21 protein-coding genes and 2 pseudogenes are annotated in these 20,458 nt (G+C 72.4%); 9 read left to right on the top strand and 14 right to left on the bottom strand.

Going from position 1 to position 20,458, the window contains the following annotated elements:
* A complete protein-coding gene (gene glpX, locus G5V58_RS17285; protein WP_165235453.1) occupies positions 1–1,020 on the top strand; it encodes a class II fructose-bisphosphatase in 1,020 nt (339 codons plus the stop codon).
* Here the strand turns inward: glpX and G5V58_RS17290 are convergent.
* Positions 985–1,875 (bottom strand): alpha/beta fold hydrolase, encoded by an 891-nt coding sequence (locus G5V58_RS17290; RefSeq protein WP_165235456.1) that lies wholly within the window; start codon positions 1,873–1,875, stop codon positions 985–987. The genes glpX and G5V58_RS17290 overlap by 36 nt on opposite strands.
* Positions 1,876–2,047: 172 nt before the next feature.
* Here G5V58_RS17290 and G5V58_RS17295 point away from each other — a divergent pair, with 172 nt between their 5' ends.
* On the top strand, positions 2,048–2,848 hold the full coding sequence (locus G5V58_RS17295) for an alpha/beta fold hydrolase (protein WP_165235459.1): 801 nt from the start codon (positions 2,048–2,050) through the stop codon (positions 2,846–2,848).
* Here the strand turns inward: G5V58_RS17295 and G5V58_RS17300 are convergent.
* On the bottom strand, positions 2,845–4,209 hold the full coding sequence (locus G5V58_RS17300) for an FAD-dependent oxidoreductase (protein WP_165235461.1): 1,365 nt from the start codon (positions 4,207–4,209) through the stop codon (positions 2,845–2,847). The two genes, G5V58_RS17295 and G5V58_RS17300, sit on opposite strands and share 4 nt — an antisense overlap.
* On the opposite strand from G5V58_RS17300, the pseudogene G5V58_RS26755 reads away from it, so the two are divergent.
* Positions 4,196–4,609 (top strand): annotated as a pseudogene (locus G5V58_RS26755) (hypothetical protein); the annotation flags it as partial. The gene G5V58_RS17300 and the pseudogene G5V58_RS26755 overlap by 14 nt on opposite strands.
* A 257-nt stretch (positions 4,610–4,866) precedes the next feature.
* Here G5V58_RS26755 and G5V58_RS17310 read toward each other — a convergent pair.
* Positions 4,867–5,595, bottom strand: coding sequence for an SDR family oxidoreductase (locus G5V58_RS17310; protein ID WP_165235464.1), 729 nt, complete (start codon positions 5,593–5,595; stop codon positions 4,867–4,869).
* A 159-nt stretch (positions 5,596–5,754) separates the two neighbouring features.
* Here G5V58_RS17310 and G5V58_RS17315 point away from each other — a divergent pair, with 159 nt between their 5' ends.
* Positions 5,755–6,303 (top strand): TetR/AcrR family transcriptional regulator, encoded by a 549-nt coding sequence (locus G5V58_RS17315; protein ID WP_230486705.1) that lies wholly within the window; start codon positions 5,755–5,757, stop codon positions 6,301–6,303.
* Between the two features lie 27 nt (positions 6,304–6,330).
* On the opposite strand, the pseudogene G5V58_RS17320 reads toward G5V58_RS17315, so the two are convergent.
* From G5V58_RS17320 to G5V58_RS17350, 7 genes and pseudogenes are all read right to left on the bottom strand, one after another.
* Positions 6,331–7,414 (bottom strand): annotated as a pseudogene (locus G5V58_RS17320) (ABC transporter ATP-binding protein).
* Between the two features lie 146 nt (positions 7,415–7,560).
* The gene (locus G5V58_RS17325; RefSeq protein ID WP_196240523.1) at positions 7,561–8,769 is read right to left on the bottom strand and encodes an ABC transporter ATP-binding protein; all 1,209 of its coding nucleotides are present in this window, start codon (positions 8,767–8,769) and stop codon (positions 7,561–7,563) included.
* Complete coding sequence (locus tag G5V58_RS17330) at positions 8,726–9,604, bottom strand: carbohydrate ABC transporter permease (protein WP_329957530.1); 879 nt, start codon at positions 9,602–9,604, stop codon at positions 8,726–8,728. The genes G5V58_RS17325 and G5V58_RS17330 overlap by 44 nt, the downstream gene beginning before the upstream one ends.
* Position 9,605: 1 nt before the next feature.
* Complete coding sequence (locus G5V58_RS17335) at positions 9,606–10,544, bottom strand: carbohydrate ABC transporter permease (RefSeq protein ID WP_165235469.1); 939 nt, start codon at positions 10,542–10,544, stop codon at positions 9,606–9,608.
* Positions 10,541–11,788, bottom strand: a complete 1,248-nt coding sequence (locus G5V58_RS17340; RefSeq protein ID WP_165235472.1) for an extracellular solute-binding protein — start codon at positions 11,786–11,788, stop codon at positions 10,541–10,543. Before G5V58_RS17340 ends, G5V58_RS17335 begins: the two co-directional genes overlap by 4 nt.
* Before the next feature lie 172 nt (positions 11,789–11,960).
* The gene (locus G5V58_RS17345) at positions 11,961–13,673 is read right to left on the bottom strand and encodes an FAD-dependent oxidoreductase (protein WP_165235475.1); all 1,713 of its coding nucleotides are present in this window, start codon (positions 13,671–13,673) and stop codon (positions 11,961–11,963) included.
* An 18-nt stretch (positions 13,674–13,691) separates the two neighbouring features.
* Positions 13,692–14,342 carry a DUF1707 SHOCT-like domain-containing protein gene (locus G5V58_RS17350; RefSeq protein WP_165235478.1) on the bottom strand — a complete coding sequence of 217 codons (651 nt, stop codon included), beginning with the start codon at positions 14,340–14,342 and terminating at the stop codon, positions 13,692–13,694.
* A 100-nt stretch (positions 14,343–14,442) separates the two neighbouring features.
* Here G5V58_RS17350 and G5V58_RS17355 point away from each other — a divergent pair, with 100 nt between their 5' ends.
* Both G5V58_RS17355 and G5V58_RS17360 read left to right on the top strand, forming a co-directional pair.
* Positions 14,443–15,117: an HNH endonuclease family protein gene (locus G5V58_RS17355; RefSeq protein WP_165235481.1), complete on the top strand. Its 675-nt coding sequence runs from the start codon at positions 14,443–14,445 to the stop codon at positions 15,115–15,117.
* An 80-nt stretch (positions 15,118–15,197) separates the two neighbouring features.
* Positions 15,198–15,464: a TFIIB-type zinc ribbon-containing protein gene (locus tag G5V58_RS17360; protein WP_230486706.1), complete on the top strand. Its 267-nt coding sequence runs from the start codon at positions 15,198–15,200 to the stop codon at positions 15,462–15,464.
* Positions 15,465–15,488: 24 nt separating this feature from the next.
* On the opposite strand, the gene G5V58_RS17365 is transcribed toward G5V58_RS17360, so the two are convergent.
* Positions 15,489–15,686, bottom strand: a complete 198-nt coding sequence (locus tag G5V58_RS17365) for a hypothetical protein (RefSeq protein WP_165235487.1) — start codon at positions 15,684–15,686, stop codon at positions 15,489–15,491.
* A gap of 67 nt (positions 15,687–15,753) precedes the next feature.
* Here G5V58_RS17365 and G5V58_RS17370 point away from each other — a divergent pair, with 67 nt between their 5' ends.
* Positions 15,754–16,440, top strand: a complete 687-nt coding sequence (locus tag G5V58_RS17370) for a spermidine synthase (protein ID WP_230486707.1) — start codon at positions 15,754–15,756, stop codon at positions 16,438–16,440.
* Here the strand turns inward: G5V58_RS17370 and G5V58_RS17375 are convergent.
* Positions 16,422–17,078: a GNAT family N-acetyltransferase gene (locus tag G5V58_RS17375; RefSeq protein WP_165235493.1), complete on the bottom strand. Its 657-nt coding sequence runs from the start codon at positions 17,076–17,078 to the stop codon at positions 16,422–16,424. The two genes, G5V58_RS17370 and G5V58_RS17375, sit on opposite strands and share 19 nt — an antisense overlap.
* Before the next feature lie 21 nt (positions 17,079–17,099).
* Between G5V58_RS17375 and G5V58_RS17380 the strand changes: the two genes are divergently transcribed.
* Positions 17,100–18,494, top strand: coding sequence for a class II fumarate hydratase (locus tag G5V58_RS17380; protein ID WP_165235496.1), 1,395 nt, complete (start codon positions 17,100–17,102; stop codon positions 18,492–18,494).
* On the top strand, positions 18,491–19,204 hold the full coding sequence (locus tag G5V58_RS17385) for a class I SAM-dependent methyltransferase (protein ID WP_230486708.1): 714 nt from the start codon (positions 18,491–18,493) through the stop codon (positions 19,202–19,204). The genes G5V58_RS17380 and G5V58_RS17385 overlap by 4 nt, the downstream gene beginning before the upstream one ends.
* Positions 19,205–19,218: 14 nt before the next feature.
* Here G5V58_RS17385 and G5V58_RS17390 read toward each other — a convergent pair whose 3' ends face one another.
* Positions 19,219–19,536 (bottom strand): hypothetical protein, encoded by a 318-nt coding sequence (locus tag G5V58_RS17390; protein WP_165235499.1) that lies wholly within the window; start codon positions 19,534–19,536, stop codon positions 19,219–19,221.
* Positions 19,537–19,570: 34 nt separating this feature from the next.
* Positions 19,571–20,218, bottom strand: a complete 648-nt coding sequence (locus tag G5V58_RS17395) for an aggregation-promoting factor C-terminal-like domain-containing protein (RefSeq protein WP_165235502.1) — start codon at positions 20,216–20,218, stop codon at positions 19,571–19,573.
* Positions 20,219–20,458 lie beyond the last annotated feature (240 nt).

A 20,458-nucleotide genomic window follows, 5' to 3' on the forward strand; every position in this document is an offset into this window, starting at 1 on the left:
ATGGAGCCCGAGCGCCTGGTCCCCTCCCCCCAAGCCCCGGACCGCAACCTGGCCCTGGAGCTCGTCCGGGTCACCGAGGCGGCCGCGATGGCCGCAGCGCGGTGGGTCGGCCGCGGCGACAAGAACGGCGCCGACGCAGTCGCGGTCAACGCGATGCGGGTGATGATCTCGACCATCCAGATGGACGGCGTCGTGGTCATCGGCGAGGGCGAGAAGGACAACGCGCCCATGCTCTACAACGGCGAGCGGGTCGGTGACGGCACCGGGCCGGAGTGCGACGTGGCCGTCGACCCCATCGACGGGACCACGCTGACGGCCAAGGGCATGGCCAACGCCGTGGCCGTGCTGGCCGTGGCGCCGCGCGGCTCGATGTACGACCCGTCCGCGGTCTTCTACATGGAGAAGCTCGTCACCGGGCCCGAGGCGGCCGACGTGGTCGACATCCGCAACCCCGTGGCCGAGAACATCCGCCAGGTGGCCAAGGCCAAGGGCACCGAGCCCGAGGACGTCACCGTCGTGCTGCTGGACCGGCCCCGCCACGAGAGGCTGGCGGAGGAGATCCGGGCCACCGGCGCGCGGATCCGCTTCATCGTCGACGGAGACGTGGCCGGCGCGATCGCGGCCGCGCGGCCCGGCAGCGGCGTGGACCTGCTGCTCGGCATCGGCGGCACGCCCGAGGGCATCATCGCGGCCTGCGCGGTCAAGTGCATGGGCGGCGTCATCCAGGGCCGACTGTGGCCGCAGGACGACGACGAGCGGCAGCGGGCGCTGGACGCCGGCCACGACCTCAGCCCGGAGGCGGTGCTCACCACCGACCAGCTGGTCACCGGCGACGACTGCTTCTTCGTGGCCACCGGCATCACCGACGGCGACCTGATGAGCGGGGTGCGCTACCGCCCCGGCGGGTGCACCACCGACTCGCTGGTCATGCGCTCGCGCAGCGGGACGATCCGCTCGATCCGCAGCGAGCACCAGCTGTCGAAGCTACGCGCTTTCGCTGCTGTCGACTTCGAGCACTGAGTCGAGCGACCGCAGCCCACGGCGTCCGGACGCCGGGCGCTGCAGCGCCGCGGTGACCACGTCGACGACGTGCGGGTCGAGCGCCATCCCCACGTGGGAGGTGGTGACCTCGACGGCGTGGGCGGTCGGGTCGACGCAGGCCCGCCAGTCGACGATGCCGTCGCGCCGGGAGTAGACCGCGGTGAAGGCGACGTCGCCGGCCAGCGGCTCGCGGCTCTCCTCGAAGCTCTGCCGCGCGCAGCGACCGCGCACGCACTCCTCGGCCATCAGCCCGGGCACGCCGGCCCGGCTCAGCCGGACCAGCAGGTCGACGCTCGAGGTGAGCAGCACGTGGTGGGCGCCGGGCGCGAGCATCGGGCTGCCCATGGTGACGATGCCGCTGATCAGGTCCGGGCGGCGTACGGCCAGACCGCGGGCCAGCATCCCGCCCAGGCTGTGCCCGACGATGCGGACCCGGCTGTCGCGCTTGATCGCGATCGACTCGATCCGCGACTCCAGCGCGTCGGCCGCCTCGAGCGTGCAGCCGACGTTGGCGCTGATGTGGGAGGAGTAGGTGCGGAAGCCTCGCCCGCGAAGCGTCCGGCTCATCGCGTGCAGGCTCAGGTCGCCGGCCATGAAGCCCGGGACCAGGACGACGGGCTCGTCGGTGACGACCGCGCCCCGGGTGGCGTACGGCGCACGCCAGCGGCGGCGGCGCTCGTCCAGCGAGCTGGCGGCGTACCGGCCGGCCTCGAGGACCACGCTGCCCTCGCGGAGCACGTCGCGGACCCGCGGGCGGGCGAAGCCGTCGGGCAGCAGGAACGAGCCCAGGCTCGGGTTCTCCCGCCTGGAGCTCGTCGACGCTGACTGGCCCACGTCCCTGAGGTTACGGACCGGTGACCCGTGAACGGCGGACTTCCGCCCCTTTGGTTGACTCTTCACCGTGTCGGTCCCCGTCTCTGAGGAGCTCTTCGCCCCCGTCGGACGCGAGGTGGAGCTCGCCTATCAGACGTTCGGTACCCCCGACGGGGATCCACTCCTCCTCGTCATGGGCCTCGGCGGCCCGATGACCTGGTGGGACCCCGAGCTGTGCCGGATGCTGGCCGAGCGCGGGTTCTACGTCATCCGCTACGACAACCGCGACGTCGGCCGCTCCAGTCGCGCCCAGGGCCGGGTCACCCGCGCCACCCTCGTGCGCGCCTTCACCGGCCGTCGCGTGCGGGCGCCGTACTCCCTCCTCGACCTGGCCGAGGACGCCGTCGGGTTGCTCGACCACCTCGGCGTCGAGTCCGCGCACGTGTGCGGCGTGTCGATGGGCGGGATGATCGCCCAGACCCTGGCCATCGCCCACCCCGACCGGGTCCGCTCGCTGGTCAGCATCATGTCGACCACCGGCAAGCGCACCGTCGGCTGGCAGCACCCCTCGCTCCTGCCCAGCCTGCTCGGCTCGCGGGCCGGCAAGGAGGGCTACGTCGAGATGAGCGTGCGCACCTGGAAGCTGATCGGCTCCCCGGCGTACCCCACGACGGAGGAGGCCACCCGCAAGCGCGCGGGCGAGACCTGGGACCGCGGCGTCACGGCCAGCGGCACGATGCGCCAGATGGTCGCCATCCTGACCCAGCCCAACCGCGCCGAGAAGCTGCACGCCGTGCGCGTCCCCGCCCTGGTCGTGCACGGCACCGCCGACAAGATGGTCCACGTCTCCGGCGGCCGGGCCACCGCCGCCGCCATCCCGGGCGCCGAGCTGCTGCTCGTCGACGGCATGGGCCACGACCTGCCCGAGGCGCTGTTCGAGACCTTCGCCGACGGCATCCGTCGCACGGCGGACCGCGCGAGCGCCCGGCGCTAGTGCACGCGCACCCCTTGGCGGTCCAGCTCGCGCTGGACGGCGCCGAGGTCCACCTCGGTCAGCTCGCGGCCCTGGTGGAGTGAGAGCGCGGCGGCCACGCCGGCGCCCTGACCCTGCACCGCGCAGCACGACATGTTGCGCGTCGAGGCGTGGGCGATCCGGTCGCCGCCGCTCGGCCGCCCCGGCACGAGCAGGTTGCGCAGGCCGCGCGGCACCATGCTGCGGAACGGCACCTCGTAGTAGCGCCCGGTCGTGGGCAGCACCAGCACGCCGTACCCGTCGATGAACTCGGGGTAGATCCCCACCGAGTCCTCGAACCGCGCCTGCCCGCGCACGTCGGCCTCGGTCAGGTCGTAGGCCGCCACGATCTTGCGCGAGTCGCGGATGCCGATGGTCATGCCGAAGTTGCGCAGCCGGGCGTGCTCACAGCCGCGGGTGTAGCGGCGCAGCGCCGCGATGGCGTGCACCGCCTGCCGCCGGCCCTCGATCTCCCCGCGGGTGAGGTCGTCGGGGTCGGTGCCGTCGACGCCGGGGAGGTGGACGATGTTCAGGTACGTCAGCTCGCCACTGTCGTGGACCGCGCCCCACGTGCCGCCGAGGGTGGTCAGCCCGGCCGGGACGACGCCGTCGCGGACCGCGGCGGCGAACGGCTTGCGGAGGTACGGCGAGAACAGGGCGTCCTCCTTGCCGTCGGTCTCCACCTCCCAGTCCGCCTCGCTCCAGTCGGCGTAGGTCTGCGGGTCCGCGCGCACCCCGGCCAGGAACTCCGCCTTGTCCACCCCGGCCAGGTGGAACATCACCGACGCCGCCAGCATCTCCTCGCGCGGCGTCGTCCTCGTCGGGGCGCCGGCCCGGAAGGCCAGGTCCGCGTCGCCCGTCGCGTCCACCACCCGCCGGGCCAGGATCGCCTCCCGGCCGGCCTTGGACTCGGTCAGCACCCCGATCACCCGGTCGCCGTCCAGCAGGGGCGCCACCACCTGCCGGTGCAGCAGCGGCCGCACCCCGGCCTCCTCGACCAGGACGTCGGCCACGACCTTGAACGCCTCGGCGTCGATCTCCATCGACAGCGACTGGCTCTCCGGGGTCGCCGCCCCCATCGCCGCCGCCCGGTCCTCGAGCTCGCGCCCAATGCCTCCGGCCTCGACCGTGGCCTCGTGGCGGTACCACGCCATCCCCTCGACCCCGACCGCCGTGATGTTGCCGCCGAAGCACCCGAACCGCTCGACCAGCGCCGTCTCCGCGCCCGCCCGCGCCGACGCCAGCGCCGCAGACAGCCCCGCCGGTCCCGACCCCACCACCAGCACGTCGGTCTCGAGCACGACGTCCACGTCCCGCGCCGGCTCGCGGATGGTCTTCGGCACGGCGCCACGCTATGACAGGCGGGTGGTCCTCAGGTGCCGCCGTCCGGCACCTGCGACCGATGGATCCGGCGCCCGCCGCCGCCACCGTGGAGCCGTGACCCTCCGCCTCGTCCTGCCCGCGGCCGTGACCGCCGCCCTCGCCCTGCTCGTCGCCGGCTGCGGCGCCGCCGGCGACCAGACCGACCGCACCGTCCCCGCGACCCACCAGGCCGCCGCCCGCACGCTGCCCGCCACGCCACCCGACGCCCCTCCCCCGGACGGCGACCCCGCCTCGGTCAGCCACCTCGACCCCGACCTCCTCGCCGCCGTCGAGGCCGCCACCCGCGACGCCCGGCGCGACGGCGTCGAGCTCCGCATCACCAGCGGCTGGCGCAGCCGCGCCCACCAGCAGCGCCTCTTCGACGAGGCCGTCGCGAAGTACGGCAGCGAGGACGAGGCCCGCCGCTACGTCTCCACCCCCCGACACCTCCCGCCACGTCACCGGCGACGCCGTCGACATCGGCCCCACCGACGCCGACGACTGGCTCGGCCGGCACGGCGCGGCGTACGGCCTGTGCCAGGTGTTCGCCAACGAGATCTGGCACTTCGAGCTGGCCACCACCCCCGGCGGCAGCTGCCCCGACCAGCTGCCGGACAGCAGCTACCGCCAGTGACGGCTCAGGCCTTGAAGAAGGCCAGCTGCTCGTGGACCCGGGGGTAGAACTCCTCGGCGGGGGTGCCGAGCTGGACCTTGAGCCCCCGCGTCTCCTCGTCGGCCAGGACCTCGAGCGCGCCGTTCACCACCCCGTCGTAGGCCTGGTCGACCACCGAGGCCGCGGTGACCTTGGCGACGTCCCAGCGCTGCGACATCGGGGTGTCGACCATGCCCACCAGCAAGCTGACCACGTGCGTGCCCTGGCCCTCCAGCGCCAGGCGCAGCCCATTGCTGGCCGACCACAGGGCCGCCTTCGACGCACCGTAGACCGTGGGGACGCTGACCCAGGCCGCGGACGAGATCACGTTCAGCATCGTGCCGCCGCCGTGGGAGGCCAGGACCGGGGCGAAGGCGTTGGCGACCTGCAGGGTGCCGAAGAAGTTGGTCTCGAACACGCGGCGGGCGTCCTCGACCGAGCCGGTGATGCTGTCGCCCTCCGGGGCGATGGCGGCGTTGTTGACCCGCAGGTCGACGTCGCCCGCTCGGGCCGCTGCGGCCGCGATGCTCTCGGGGCCGGTCAGGTCGAGGTGCAGGGGCTCCACGAGCGGGCTCTCCCAGCTCCGCGGCGTGCGCGCGGCGGCGTACACCTTCGCCGCGCCGCGGGCGAGTGCGCCCGCCACGAACTCCTGCCCGAGGCCGCCGTTGGCCCCGGTGACGAGGACGGTGCGTCCGGCCAGTGGTGTGGTGCTCATCTAGACTCCGTTCTGAAGTGGGGACCATCCCCACAACGACCGACTATATGGGGACACTCCCCACTTGCCGCTGGAGGGTGCTCGGTGGTTGGGAAGCCACGAGAACGCGCCGGAGCCGTTCGGCCGCTCCGCGCCGACGCCCAGCGCAACCGGGACGCGGTGCTGACCGCGGCACGGGAGGTCTTCGCCGAGGACAGCGTGCTCGCCCCGCTCGACACCATCGCGGTGCGGGCCGGGGTCGGCAACGCGACGCTCTACCGCCACTTCCCGACCCGCGAGGACCTGCTCTCCGCGGTGATGGCGAGCAGCATCACCGACGCCGTGGCCCTCGGCGAGGAACTGGCCCGCACCGAGGACCCGAGCGCGGCGCTGCGTGAGTGGCTGGTCCACCTGGCGTGGCTGCTGCGCATCTGGCACGACCTGCCCTACTGCCTCGCCGACGCGCACGTGGACCCGAGCTCGCCCGTCGCCCCGTCCACGGCGTGCCTCGTCGCCCAGACCCGGCTGCTGCTCGACGGCGCGCGGACCGTCGGTGCGGCTCGGCCGGACGCCGCCGCGGACGAGGTCTTCGAGCTGGTGACCGCCCTGTCCTGGGCCATCGACCGCTTCGGCGACGACGAGGGCGCCGCCCGCCGGCGGGTGCTCCTCGCCACCGCGGGCCTGACCGGCGGCGGCTGGCCGGAGGACGACGACGGCCCCACCGCGTGAGCGGTAGGGCCGTCGGGGTGGAGCAGGTCAGTCGGACAGGCGGTCGCCCGTGTCGGTGTCGAAGACGTGCACGTTCTGCGGGTCGGTGGTGACGTAGATGGTGTCGCCCTTGGCCACCTGGTCCCGGCCGCTGACGCGGACGATGACGTTGCCGGGGGTGCCCTCGACGTCGCAGGTGCCGTAGACGAAGCCGTCGGCGCCGAGCTCCTCGACGACCGTCACCTTGATGGGCAGCCCGCCGTCGTTGGCCGAGACCAGGCGCCAGGCCTCGGGCCGGACGCCGACGGTGATGTTGCCCTGCATCTTCTTCGAGGCGGTCGGGTCGACCGGCACGAGGTAGTTCCCGATCCTGGCCCCGCCGTCGGCCGCCTTGGCCTCGATGAGGTTCATCTGCGGGGGAGCCGATGAAGCCGGCCACGAAGAGGTTGACGGGCTTGTCGTAGAGCTTGAGCGGGGTGTCGACCTGCTGGAGCTCGCCGAGCTTCATCACCGCGACGCGGTCGCCCATGGTCATGGCCTCGACCTGGTCGTGGGTGACGTAGACGGTGGTGACGCCGAGGTCGGCCTGGAGCTTGGCGATGTCCGTGCGGGTCTGCACGCGCATCTTGGCGTCGAGGTTCGACAGGGGCTCGTCCATGCAGAAGACCTGCGGGTTGCGGACGATGGCGCGGCCCATGGCCACGCGCTGGCGCTGGCCACCGGACAGCGCCTTGGGCTTGCGCTCGAGGTACTCCTCCAGGCCCAGGATGCGGGCGGCCTCGGCCACCCGCTTCTTGCGCTCGTCGGGGCTGACCTTGGCCATCTTGAGCGCGAAGGCCATGTTGTCCGCGACGGTCATGTGCGGGTAGAGCGCGTAGTTCTGGAAGACCATCGCGATGTCGCGGTCCTTGGGCGGCGTGTGCGTGATGTCGCGGTCGCCGATGTAGATCTTGCCTGCGTTGATCTCCTCGAGCCCGGCGAGCATCCGCAGGGTCGTGGACTTGCCGCACCCGGACGGGCCGACGAGGACCATGAACTCCCCGTCGCCGATCTCGAGGTCGATGCCGGGCACCGTGGGCTTGTCCGCCCCGGGATACCAGCGCTGTGCCTTCTCGAAGGTCACTGTGGCCATGCTGAACCATTCCCTTCACCGGCAGGTACGTGCCGGACGATCCGTAGTGAAGTGACGCGCGTCACCCTACCCACGCCGCGCGTACGCCGCGAAGGCGGTCCACGGGTGGGCAGGGTGCGCGCAGGGGCCGGAGCCCCCGGTTCGGCTCAGGCGGTGACGGCCTGCCGGTCGGCGCGACCGGGGATGTCGCCGGCGTTCTCGGCGTCCATCGTGAGGTTCTCGCCGGTGGACGGGTCGAACAGGTGCATCTGCGAGGTGTCGACCCAGATCTCGGCGTCGTCGCCGGCGGCGATGCGGGTCGCACCGGACAGGCCGACGACCAGCTGGGTGCGCAGCGTCTCGCCGTCGAGGTCGCGCTCGAGCTCCTCGAGCTGCTTGCGGACCTCGGGCGGCGCCTCGAAGGGGATGTAGGCGTAGGCCTCGTTGCCCAGCCACTCGACCACGTCGACGGTCGCCCGGAACGTCGAGCCGCCACCGGACTGGTCGGCGACCGAGGCGTCCTCGAACGCCTCGGGTCGGATGCCGGCGATGAGCAGCCCCTTGCCGGCGGCGGCCTCGGCCTTGGCCGCCGGGATCTCGACCGAGCCGAACGGCAGCTGCACGGTCGTGCCCTCGACGGTGGCGGGCAGGAAGTTCATCGGCGGCGAGCCGATGAAGCCGGCCACGAACAGGTTGGCCGGGTTGGTGTAGAGCTGCCGCGGCGTGGCCAGCTGCTGGAGCAGGCCGCGCTTGAGCACGGCGACGCGGTCGCCCAGCGTCATGGCCTCGGTCTGGTCGTGGGTGACGTAGACCGTGGTGATGCCGAGCTTCTTCTGCAGCCGCGCGATCTCGCTGCGCATCTGGCCGCGGAGCTTGGCGTCCAGGTTGGACAGCGGCTCGTCGAAGAGGAAGGCGTCGGCGTCACGCACGATGGCGCGACCCATGGCCACGCGCTGGCGCTGGCCACCCGAGAGGTTGCCGGGCTTGCGCTCGAGGTGCTCGTCGAGCTCGAGCGTCTTCGAGGCCTCGCGGACCTTCTGGTCGACGGTCTTGTCGTCGACGTTGGCCAGCCGGAGCGGGAAGGCGATGTTCTCGTAGACGCTCAGGTGGGGGTAGAGCGCGTAGTTCTGGAACACCATGGCCAGGTTGCGCTCGCGGGGAGCGAGGTCGTTGACGACCTTGCCGCCGATGATCATCTCGCCGTCGGTGATGTCCTCGAGCCCGACGATCATCCGCAGCAGCGTCGACTTCCCGCAGCCCGAGGGCCCGACGAGGATCACGAACTCCCCGTCGGCGACGTTGATGCTCACGTCGTTCACGGCCGGGAAGCCGTCACCGTACTTCTTGACGATGTTCTTCATCTCGATGGAAGCCACGACTCAACCCTTCACTGCGCCGGAGGTGAGGCCGGCGACGATCTTGCGCTGGAAAAATGAGGACGATGATGATGATCGGGATCGTCGAGACGACCGCTCCTGCCGCCAGCAGCGAGGCCGGCCGGTTGAACGGGTCGGCGCCGACGAAGAACGACAGGGCCGCCGGGATCGGGCGGGCCCGCTCGGTCGAGGTCAGCGAGATCCCGAAGACGAAGTCGTTCCACGCGAAGAAGAACGTCAGGATCGCCGCGGTGAAGACCCCGGGCGCGGCCAGCGGGACGATGACCTTGCGGAAGGCCTGCCACGACGTCGCGCCGTCGACCTGGGCCGCCTGCTCCATCTCCCACGGGATCTCCCGGAAGAACGCCGACAGGGTCCAGATCGCCAGCGGCAGCGTGAACGACATGTAGGGGATGATCAGGCCCGGCCAGGTGTCGTACAGGCCGAAGGCCCGCCACATGTCGAACAGCGGCCCGACCAGCGAGACCACCGGGAACATGGCGATGACCAGCGCGGTGGTGAGCACGAACTTCTTGCCCTTGAACTCCAGCCGCGCGATGGCGTACGCCGCCAGGGTCGCGATGATCACCGACAGCGCGGTCGCGATCAGGCTGATCCCGATCGAGTTGAAGATCGCGCGGCGGAACTGCTCGTTGTCGAGCACGTCCTTGTAGTTCTGCCACCCGGCGCTGTCGCCGGAGGCGGGCAGGAACCCGGGACTGCCGTTGGTGATGGCCGTCTGGGACTTGAAGGAGAGCGAGACGATCCACGCCACGGGCAGCAGGCACCACAGCAGGATCAGCAGGCAGCCGAGGGCTGTTCCAACCTTGCGCACGTCAGCCCTCCTGCCTCGCCGCAGCGAGATCGACTCTGAACACCTTGACGATGAGCCCCGCGATCACCAGGACCGAGAGGAACAGCAGCACCGACAGCGCCGAGCCGATGCCGAGCTGGAACTGCTCGATGGTCTGCCGGTAGGTCAGGAACGAGATCGACTCGGTGTTCACCGCCCCGGCGGTCATCACGAAGATGTTGTCGAAGATCCGGTAGGCGTCGAGCGCCCGGAACAGGACCGCGACCATGATCGCCGCGCGCATGTTCGGCAGGATCACCCGCCACAGCCGTTGCCACCACGTGGCGCCGTCGACCTTGGCCGCCTCGATCATGTCCTCCGAGACCTGCGCCAGCCCGGCCAGCAGCAGCAGGGACATGAACGGCGTGGTCTTCCAGATCTCCGAGACGCAGATCGCGATCACCGCCGGCGTCGTCTGGCCGAACCAGTTGAAGTCGGAGTCGATGAACGGCAGCCAGTTGTTGATGAAGCCGTTCTGGAAGCTGAACGCGAACTGCCAGGCGAAGCCGGAGACCACGGTGATGATGCCGTAGGGGATCAGGATCGAGGTCCGGATCACCCCGCGGGCGAAGATCACGCGGTGCATCACCATCGCGAAGGCGAAGCCGATGACCAGCTCGATGCTGACCGTGACGACCATGTAGAGCACGGTCACCCCGGTCGTCTTCCAGAACAGCGGGTCGGTCAGGGCGGTGAGGTAGTTGCTGAGCCCGACGAAGTCGCGGTCCTCGGGCGCGGTCAGCGAGTAGTTGAACAGCGAGAGGTAGAGCGCCCGCAGCATCGGGAACGCGGTGACCACCAGCATCAGGATGATGGCCGGCGCCACCAGCCGCTGACCGAGCCGGGTCTCGGCCTTGGCCCGGTCGCTGACGTGGACCTCGCGCTCCTGGCGGCGCTGAGGTGCTTCTGCGAGGGTCGTCACAGCAGTGCCTTCCCGTCGAGGACGTCCCGGAGGAACTTCGCCGACTTCTCAGGGGTGGTGTCCGGGTTGACCGAGGTCGGCGAGTGCCACACGCTCTGCACCGCCGCCGAGATGGTCGCGTAGTAGGCGCTCTTGGGCCGCGGCCCGCCGTCCTCGACGCTCTGGCTGAACAGCTGGAGCAGGTCGGCCGGGTAGGCCTCGGTGAGCTTCGGGTCCTGGTACGCCGACGTGCGTGACGGCATCAGCCCCTCGTTGACCGCGAGGTCCACCTGCGCCTCGGAGGAGGTCACGCACGCCGCGGCCTCGAGCGCGTAGTCGGGGTGCTTGGAGTAGGCCCCGACGCCGATGTCGATGCCACCGATCGGCGGGCGGGAGTCCTCGCCCTCGACCGTCGCGGGGTAGCGCGCCCACCCCAGGTCGCTGAAGTCGTCCTGGGTGATGTCGCCGCTGTCCACCAGGCCCTTGTAGTTCTGGTAGACGAAGGTCCAGTTGGTCATGAACTCGCCCGCGCCGGCGTACATCTGGCCCAGGCTGGTGCCCTCGTTGGACGTGGTGAGGTCGGGCTGCGCGGCCTTGGAGTCGGCCAGCTTCTGGATCACCGCTGCGGCGTCCTTGCCCGCGTCGGAGTCGATGTCGATTTTGGCGTCCTTGCCGGCCTCGTTGTCGGAGATGATGTCGCCGCCCGCGCCCTGGATGAGGGCGTTGATCCACACGACGTACGCCTCGTACTTGTTGGCCTGCACCCCGACCGTCCCGCCGTTGTCGGCGGCGGCGTCGATGACCTGGTCCCAGGTGACCGGCTGGCTCATGTCGAGCCCGGCGGCCTCCGCGAGCGACTTGCGGTACCACAGCACCTGGGTGTTGGCCCACTGCGGGAACGCGTAGACCCCGTCGTCCCAGGTGACCGTCTCGGCCGCGCCCGAGAGCACGTCGTCGTCGGTGGCCTTGGCCGCCACGTCGTCGGGCAGCTGCTCGAGCCAGTTGGCGTTGGCGAACTCCGCGACGAAGACCGGGTCGAGGCTCATCAGGTCGGTCGAGGAGTCCTTGGCCGCCAGGCGCCGGGCCAGCTGGGTGCGCTGGTCGGTCGCGCCCGAGGGCAGCAGCTGGATCGCGATCTTGTACTGGTCGGTGCTGCAGGACTTCGCCAGCGCCGTCAGGGTGTCGACCCCGTCGGGGTTGACGTACCAGTTCAGCGTGGGCGGTCCGTCGTCGCTGCCGCAGGCGCTCAGCGCGGTCGCGGCCAAGGCCGCCACCAGCCCCGAGGCCCACGCGCGTCGGACCCGCCCGCGCCTCGATCCCTCCGCTCGCCGTGCATCTGGCCCACCCATATGCCCTCCCGGATCGAGTGTCGTACGTCACGTCTAGTCCCTCTGGGCTCGTCTGTCCAGCCCGCACCGCGTGACGACTGGTGCCTCGTTACCCAGCCGAGTGATCCCGGTCACCTGTCGTCTCACCTGTCGTCTCGCCCGTCGTCTCGGCGGCCCGGGTGGCCGTGAGGTGGGCGTGCACGGCCGAGACGACCACCGAGCCCTCTCCCACCGCCGAGGCCACGCGCTTGACCGAGCCGGAGCGCACGTCGCCGACCGCGAACAGCCCGGGAAGCGAGGTCGCGAAGCCGTCGTGGGTCACCACGAAGCCCTTCTCGTCCAGCTCCACGCCCGAGCCCGCCAGCCAGGCGGTGCCGGGCTGCGCGCCGATCATCACGAACACCGCGGCGACGTCGGTGCGCGTCTCCTCCCCGCGCTCGTCGCGCCACGTCACGGCGTCGAGCCGGTCGGCGCCGTGGACGGCGGTGAGCTCGGTGCGGGGGTGCACGGTGACGCGCTCGTGGTGGAGCAGCCGCTGGGTCAGGTAGTTCGACATCGTCTCGGTGAGGTCGGCCCGGCGGATCAGCACGTGCACGTGCCCGGCGTACCGCGCGAGGAAGAGGGCGGCCTGGCCGGCCGAGTTCGCGCCGCCCACGACGACGGCGGAGCGGCCGGCGACCAGCGGCGCCTCGAGCTGGCTCGCGGCGTAGTGCACGCCGCGGCCCTCCAGGTCGGCCACGCCGGGCAGGTCGAGGCGGCGGTAGCGCACGCCGCTCGCGACCACGACCGACCCGGCGTGGAGGTCGACCTCGTCGTCCAGCCGGACCCGGAAGCCGCCGTCGCCCGCGGCGAGCGAGGTGACCGAGCGCGGCGAGACCAGCCGGGCTCCGAACTTCACCGCCTGGAGCATCCCGGCGCGGGCCAGCTCGCTCCCGGAGACGCCTCGGTAGGACCCGAGGTAGTTCTCGATGCGCGACGAGCGGCCCGCCTGCCCGCCGATGGCGACGTCCTCGACGACCACGACGTCGAGGCCCTCCGAGGCGCCGTACACGGCCGCGGCGAGACCGGCCGGACCGGCACCGACGACGAGCAGGTCGCAGCGGGCCTGCTCGCCCAGGCCCCAGAGGTCGATGCCGAGCGCGGTGGCCAGGTCGCGCGTGGACGGCGCGGTCAGCACCCGGCGGTCGCCGGTGACGACGGCCGTGCCGCTCGCCGGCAGCGCGCTGGTCCGCGCGAGCTCGGCCCAGGCGTCCGGGTCCGCGCGGAGCACGGTGCGGTACGGCAGCTGGTTGCGCTCGGCGAAGTCCTGGATGCGGTGCAGGTCCGGGTCGCCGGCGTCGCCGGCCAGGACCATGCCGCCCTCGCCGGTGCGCGTCAGCAGCCCGCGCCGGGCGTCGAACGCCGCGAGCAGCACGTCGCTCAGCTCACCGGAGATCTCCACCAGCCGGCGCAGCGCCGGCACCGGCACCCGGAGCAGCCGCGTGCCCGCGGCGGCCAGGCCCGGCAGGAACGCGGCCTGGCCCATGAGCGACCCGAGCTCGCCCACGAAGTCCCCGGGCTCGACCACGAACACGACCCGGTCGTCGCGGCGGTCGACCAGGTGCACGGAGCCGGCCAGCACGACGTACACGTCGTAGGGGTCGCCCGCCTCGAACAGGACCTCACCGGCGGCCGGCTCCAGGACCTCACCGGCCTCGCGCAGCAGCGCCCAAGCCGCCTCGGAGAGCTCCGGGAACGCCTGCGGGTCCGCCTCGCGCAGGCGCGAGGTGTGGACGGTCCGCTCGTCGGGTGCGGGGCTGTCGCTGCGGGGTCCCGTGGCCACGGCCGTACGGTACGGCGCCTAGAGGTGCTTGCGCTCCACGCTCACGCCGCCCCAGATGGCCACGCCCTTGATGCGCACGACCGGCGAGGTCTCGTCGAGGTGGCCCTCGACCAGGCCGGACGGGCCGGAGTAGCCGCCCATGATGCCGGTGCCCTCCATCCGCACGCGGGTGTGCGGCCCCACGATGACCTGGGCGCCACCCATGAACGCGTTGATGGTGATGGTGACCTCGTCCGCGGCGAACTTCGCGCGCCGCAGGTCGAGCTCCGCGCCGCCCATGAGGGCCAGGATCGTCAGGTGCCGCGGGACCACCCACAGGCCCTTGCGGCTCAGGCCGCTCATGATCGCGAAGTGGCTCTCGCGCTCCGGGCCGGGCACGACGTCGGCCGACACCGCCCGCGGGGTCGCGGGAGCCGTGGTCGGCGGGGCCGCCGGGCGCAGGTGCTGCGGATGGCTCGGGAGGTCGAGGGTGATCGGGACGAGGTCGGCGTAGGTCCGCGCGGCGTACGTCGCCTCGAGCCGCTGGTCGAGCTCGTCGAGGTCGAGCCGGCCCTCGCCGGCGGCCTCGCGGAGCAGCTCGGCGACCTGGTGCCGCTCCGCGTCGGAGATGCGCAGCCGCGTCGGGTCACCCGCGCCCGGTGCCGCGCCCGGTGTCAGCTCGCCCGCCATGCGGCCAGCCTAGTTCCGGCCGGGCGCGGGGCCAGAGGACGGAACGTTCCGGGTGTCCGGGCGTTCCCCGCGGGTACCACGACGATGGACCGTGTGGGCCATGCGCCTCCTCGGACGGGCCGCCTCGGCCCTGGCCACCGTCCTCGCCGTCCTCGCCGTCGCTCTGTCGCTCCAGCTCGCCACCGCCGGCGCCGCCCGCGCGGACAGCCAGTGGAGCGGCACCCTCACCCAGGCCATCGACCACATCCCGGTCGCCGGCGAGGGCCGCACCGGCTACAGCCGCGACGCGTTCCGGCTGTGGGTCGACGCCGACGGCGACGGGTGCGACACCCGCGCCGAGGTCCTCCTCGCCGAGGCCGAGGACGCACCGAGCGTCGGCTCGGGCTGCTCGCTGTCGGGCGGGCGCTGGTACTCCTACTACGACGGCGTCTCGGCGACCGCGGCCGGCGACCTGGACATCGACCACGTCGTGCCCCTGGCCGAGGCCTGGGACTCCGGCGCCTCGGCGTGGAGCGCCTCGCGGCGGGAGGCCTACGCCAACGACCTCGGCGACAGCCACACCCTCGTCGGCGTCACCGCCTCGCTCAACCGGAGCAAGCGCGACCAGGACGTCGCCGAGTGGCTGCCGCCCATCAACGACTGCCGCTACGTCAAGGACTGGGTCGTCGCCAAGATCCGCTGGGGCCTCGAGCAGGACGCCGCCGAGAAGGCCGCGCTCGAGGACGTCGCCGCCGGGTGCGCGGACTCGTCGCTGTCGGTGAGCGTCGTCGGCTGACCGGCCCGACACGGAACCCCGCACCCGCCCCCGGTCGTTGTCCGGGCATGCAGTGCCCCACCGACCAGGCCACCCTCGTCATGAGCGAGCGCAGCGGCATCGAGATCGACTACTGCCCGACCTGTCGCGGCGTCTGGCTCGACCGCGGCGAGCTCGACAAGATCATCGAGCGCTCACTGCTCCAGCCACCGGCGGCCGCAGCACCGCCGCTGCCGCCGGCCCACCCGCAGCAGCAGGGGTACCAGCAGCCCTACCAACAGGGCCACCAGCCGGGCTACCAGCAGGGCTACCAGCAGCCGCACCAGCGCAAGCGCAAGGAGAGCTGGCTCAGCGAGCTGTTCGACTGAGGGCGCTCGTCGGGGCCGCCGGGGTCAGTCGTGGACCGGCTCGCCGGTGCTGTCGCCGGCGTTGGTGTTCGCGTTCGGTCCGGCCGGCCCCTCGTCGGGCTCCCCGGACTCGCTCTCGGGGTAGCCCGCCACCGCCTGGTCGTCGGCGATGGGCGTCGTGCCGTCGTCCTTGCTCAGGTCCTGGGTCTCCGACACCTGGCCGCCCTCGTCTGATCCGGTCATGGCTGTCCGGTGCCCGGACGGGGCACCGCCACACGTGAGCGTGGCGACGAGCGTGAGGATGGGCGGCGTGGAGCCCGAGGTGGAGTACGTCGAGGTGGCGCGCGCGGAGAGCGAGCGCGGCGAGCTGGTGCTGCGCGAGCGCCGGCCGGTGGACGGCGGGCCGTCGGCGCTGGAGCTGCGGGCCAACGGCGTGTTCGTGATGGACACCCTCGAGGTGAGCACCGAGCGGGCGATGGCGCAGACCGCGCTCGCGCTGGTCGAGGACCCGCGGGCCGTCGTGGTCGGCGGGCTGGGGCTGGGGTTCACCATGCACGAGGTGCTCGCCGACTCGCGCGTGGAGAAGGTGGCGGTGGTCGAGATCGAGCCGGCGATCGTCGACTGGATGCGGACGGGGCAGGTGCCGCACGGGCCGGCGCTGCTGGCCGACGAGCGGGTGACGGTGGTCGAGGCGGACGTGGCCGTGGCGCTCCAGGAGGGCCGCGACGCGACGTACGACCTGGTGCTGCTCGACGTGGACAACGGGCCGGGCTACCTGGTGCACGCGACCAACGCGGCGCTCTACGAGGCGCCGGCGCTGACCCACGCGCGGCGGGTGCTGCGGCCGGGCGGTGCGCTGGTGGTGTGGTCGGCGGCGCCGTCGCCCGAGCTCGAGGCGGCGCTGGGCGAGGTGTTCGGCGCGGTCGAGGCGCAGCGGCACGACGTCACGCTGCAGGAGCGCGAGGAGGAGTACTGGCTCTACGTCGCCCGCGCCTGAACCAGCTCGAGGAACGCCTCGGCGCCGACGACCTCGACGTCGCACGGCGGCCGGACCAGGTCCTCGGGCCGCAGCACCAGCTGGACGTTGGTCGCGAGGACGCCCTCGCGGGCCAGCCGCTGCTCGCCGTTGGGCCGGTAGCCGACCTTGCGGCTCACGGCGAGCGAGGAGGGGTTGTCGCTGAACGCCGCCGAGGTCACCTCGTCGAAGCCGAGGTGGTCCAGGCACAGCACGCAGACGGCCTGGCGCATGAGCGTGCCGATGCCCTGACCGTGGAACTCACGACCCAGCCAGGACCCGGTCTCCCCGGTCCTCGTGACCGGGAAGTGCGAGGTGGTGACGCCCTGCATCCCCACGAACCGACCGGAGTGCCACACGCCGAGGTCGAGCTGCCAGGCGTCGGGGGCGAGGGCGGCCCGGTTGCCCCAGTGGTACTGCAGGAACCGCCGCTCCAGCTCCGCCCCGGACGGCCGGGTCCAGGGGACGTAGAACGGCATCCGGTCCGGGTCGTGCACGCCGCGGTGCAGCACCGCGAAGACGTCGGGGAAGTCGGTGTCGCGCACGGGCCGCAGCACGAGCGGACCGCAGGTGACGCGGAGGCCGAACGGGGGCCAGAGGTCGGCGAGAGGATCGGGCACGGCTCAGGCTAGGTTCGGAGCATGGTCGACGAGCAAGGTGATTTCCGGATCGAGCACGACTCGATGGGTGACGTCCAGGTGCCCCGCGAGGCGCTCTGGCGGGCGCAGACCCAGCGCGCCGTGGAGAACTTCCCCATCAGCGGTACGCCGATCGAGCCCGCCCTCATCCACGCCATCGGCGAGGTCAAGGCGGCCGCGGCGCAGGTCAACGGGGCGCTCGGCGTCCTCGACCCGGCGCACGCCGAGGCCATCGAGACCGCGGCCCGCGAGGTGGCCGTCGGTCAGCACGACGCGGCGTTCCCGATCGACGTCTTCCAGACCGGGTCCGGCACCAGCTCCAACATGAACGCCAACGAGGTCATCGCCTCGCTCGCCTCCCGCGCCGGCACCGACGTGCACCCCAACGACCACGTCAACGCCTCGCAGTCCTCCAACGACACCTTCCCCACCGCGATCCACGTGGCCGCCTCGCTCGCGGTGACCTCCGACCTGGTCCCCGCGCTCGACGTGCTCGCCACCTCGCTCGAGGCCAAGGCCGAGGAGTTCGCCGGCCTGGTCAAGAGCGGCCGCACCCACCTCATGGACGCCACGCCGGTGATGCTGGGCCAGGAGTTCAGCGGGTACGCCGCCACCGTGCGCTACGCCGCCGAGCGGCTCGACGCCGTGCTCCCCCGCGTGCGCGAGCTGCCCCTGGGCGGCACCGCGGTCGGCACCGGCATCAACACCCCGGCCGGCTTCCCCGAGCAGGTCATCGCCGCGCTGTCGGAGTCGACCGGCACGACCTTCACCGAGGCCCGCAACCACTTCGAGGCGCAGGGCACCCGCGACTCGCTGGTCGAGCTGAGCGGCGCGCTCAAGACCTACGCGGTCGGCCTGACCAAGATCTGCAACGACCTGCGCTGGATGTCCTCGGGCCCGACGACCGGCCTGGCCGAGATCCACCTCCCCGACCTCCAGCCGGGCTCGAGCATCATGCCCGGCAAGGTCAACCCGGTCCTGCCCGAGGCCACGCTCATGGTCTGCGCGCAGGTCGTCGGCAACGACGCCGCGGTGACCTTCGCCGGGGCCTCGGGCGCCTTCGAGCTCAACGTGGCAATGCCGGTCATGGCCCGCAACGTCCTCGAGTCGGTCCGCCTCCTGGCCGCGGCCTCCCGCGTCCTGGCCGCCCGCTGCGTCGACGGCATCACGGCCAACGCCGAGCGGATGCGCGCCTACGCCGAGTCCTCGCCCTCGGTGGTCACCCCGCTCAACAAGCACATCGGCTACGAGGCCGCCGCCAAGGTGGCCAAGCAGGCCCTGGCGGACGGCGCCACCATCCGCGAGACCGTCATCAGGCTCGGCTACGTCGAGCGCGGCGAGGTCACCGAGGAGCAGCTGGACGAGGCGCTCGACGTCGAGTCCATGACCCACCCGTGAACGATCCCGAGCACGTCCGGGCGCAGTACGCCACCGAGGACCGGCTCCGGACCCGCGAGTCGGTCTGGCGGGCCGGCCCGTCCGGGGTCGACCCCGCCGACCTGGTCCTCGACGCGGTCCGCGCCGCACTGCCCACCCGCGGCGGCATGCCCGACGTCCTCGAGATCGGCGCCGGCACCGGCGCCTTCGCCGAGCGGCTGGCCGCCGAGCACCCCGGGCTGGCCCTGCTCACCACCGACCAGTCCCACCGCATGGTCGAGCTCCAGCGCGAGCGCGGCCTGACCGCCCAGGTCCAGGACGTCGAGCACCTGCTCGCGCCCGACGCGGCGTACGACGTGGTGCTGGCGCTGTGGATGCTCTACCACATCCCGGACCTGGACCGCGGCCTCGCCGAGGTCCGCCGCGTGCTCCGCCCCGGCGGCACGTTCATCGCCGTCACCAACGGCGACGAGCACGTCGCCGACCTGCGCCGCGCGGCCGGCGGCAAGGCCGTGCGCACCCGCTTCAGCCGCGAGAACGGCGAGGCGGCGCTGCGCCGGCACTTCGCCACCGTCACGCGCGCCGACGTGGAGACCAGCGCGGTGTTCCCTGACCGGGACACCGCGCTGGCCTACCTCGACTCCTCCGGCGAGGACGTCTCCTGGGACCCGCCGCAGGACGGCTGGCCCCGGGAGTACGCCGGCCACGTGACGGTCTTCACCGCCGCTTGAGCATCGGCGCACGATCACCGCTGACTGGACGGACGCTTTCCAGCTGCGCGGGAGGGAGTCGTCCATCCCGCTCCGGGCGTGAACGAAGCGGCCAGGCAGCCGCGATTGGTACCGCCGTCCGCGGACAGGTGAGTCACGAATTCATCGTTCACCAGGACGGACCTCCTGCAGCGCCGGCACACGTCGGTGCTCACGGGCGGCGCCGGCTGGTGCGCCGATTCGAGCCGCGTGAGCATCGCCTGTGCGCTCTCGCCTGGATGCGCCGTGACCTCCTCGCGCAGCCGCTCGACGAAGAACTCGTTCAGCCCGGCAGCCAGGTCGTCGAAGGTCATCCAGGCGGAGGCTACGGCACCCCGGCGAGTCGGCTCAGTAGAAGCCCTGGGCCTGACTGTGGCCCCAGGCGCCGCACGGCGAGCCGTAGCGGTCCTGGATGTAGCCGAGGCCCCAGCGGATCTGGGTGACGGGGTTGGTGGCCCAGTCGTCGCCCTCGCTGGACATCTTGGAGCCGGGCAGCGCCTGCGGGATGCCGTAGGCGCTGGAACTCGGGTTGTCGGCGTAGACGTTCCAGCCGGACTCGCGCGTCCACAGCGAGTCGAGGCAGCCGAACTGGCTCTCGTCCCAGCCGTACGACGCGAGCAGGGCGCGGGCGATGTCGCGCGGGTCCTCGTCGGAGAGGTCCTCGGTGCGGGCCATCGTGTTGCCGGCGCCCAGGGACAGCGCGTCCTTCTTGAGCGGGTCGGCCGCGGCGCGGCTGTCGGAGCGGGTGACGACCTGGGTGCGGTCGGCCAGCACCTTCGCGGCGCTGGCGTCGGCGGCGTCCGGGTCGCTGGTCGCGGTGTCGTCGCTCGGCTCGGAAGCGGTCTCGGCCTTGGCGTCGGCGGCCGCGGTCACCGGGGTGACCGGGGCGAGCGCGTCGGCGACCTGGGCGGAGGAGGCCGGGCCGTCGGTGCCGCCGTCCGCGCCGAGGGACAGCGCGCCGCTGCCCACGGCGATGACCGTGCCCGCGACCGCCATCGACGACAGGGTCAGCGAGGTCTTCAGCGCGGCCCGGGACGCGACCCTCGGTGCGCGGTGGGGCTTCGCGGCACGGTGCTTACCGGCCTGCGGCTTGGACGACGACACGATCGAGTAGGGACCTTCCACGGGTGACGAGGGCGCTCGGGAATCCTGGCTACCTTGCCTGACGCGCCAGGTGGTTGCAAACCGAACGACGCCAAGCCTGGGCGAACGGATGACTCATCAGTCACAGCGGCC

The sequence above is a fragment of the Nocardioides anomalus genome, assembly GCF_011046535.1.
Taxonomy (GTDB): domain Bacteria; phylum Actinomycetota; class Actinomycetes; order Propionibacteriales; family Nocardioidaceae; genus Nocardioides; species Nocardioides anomalus.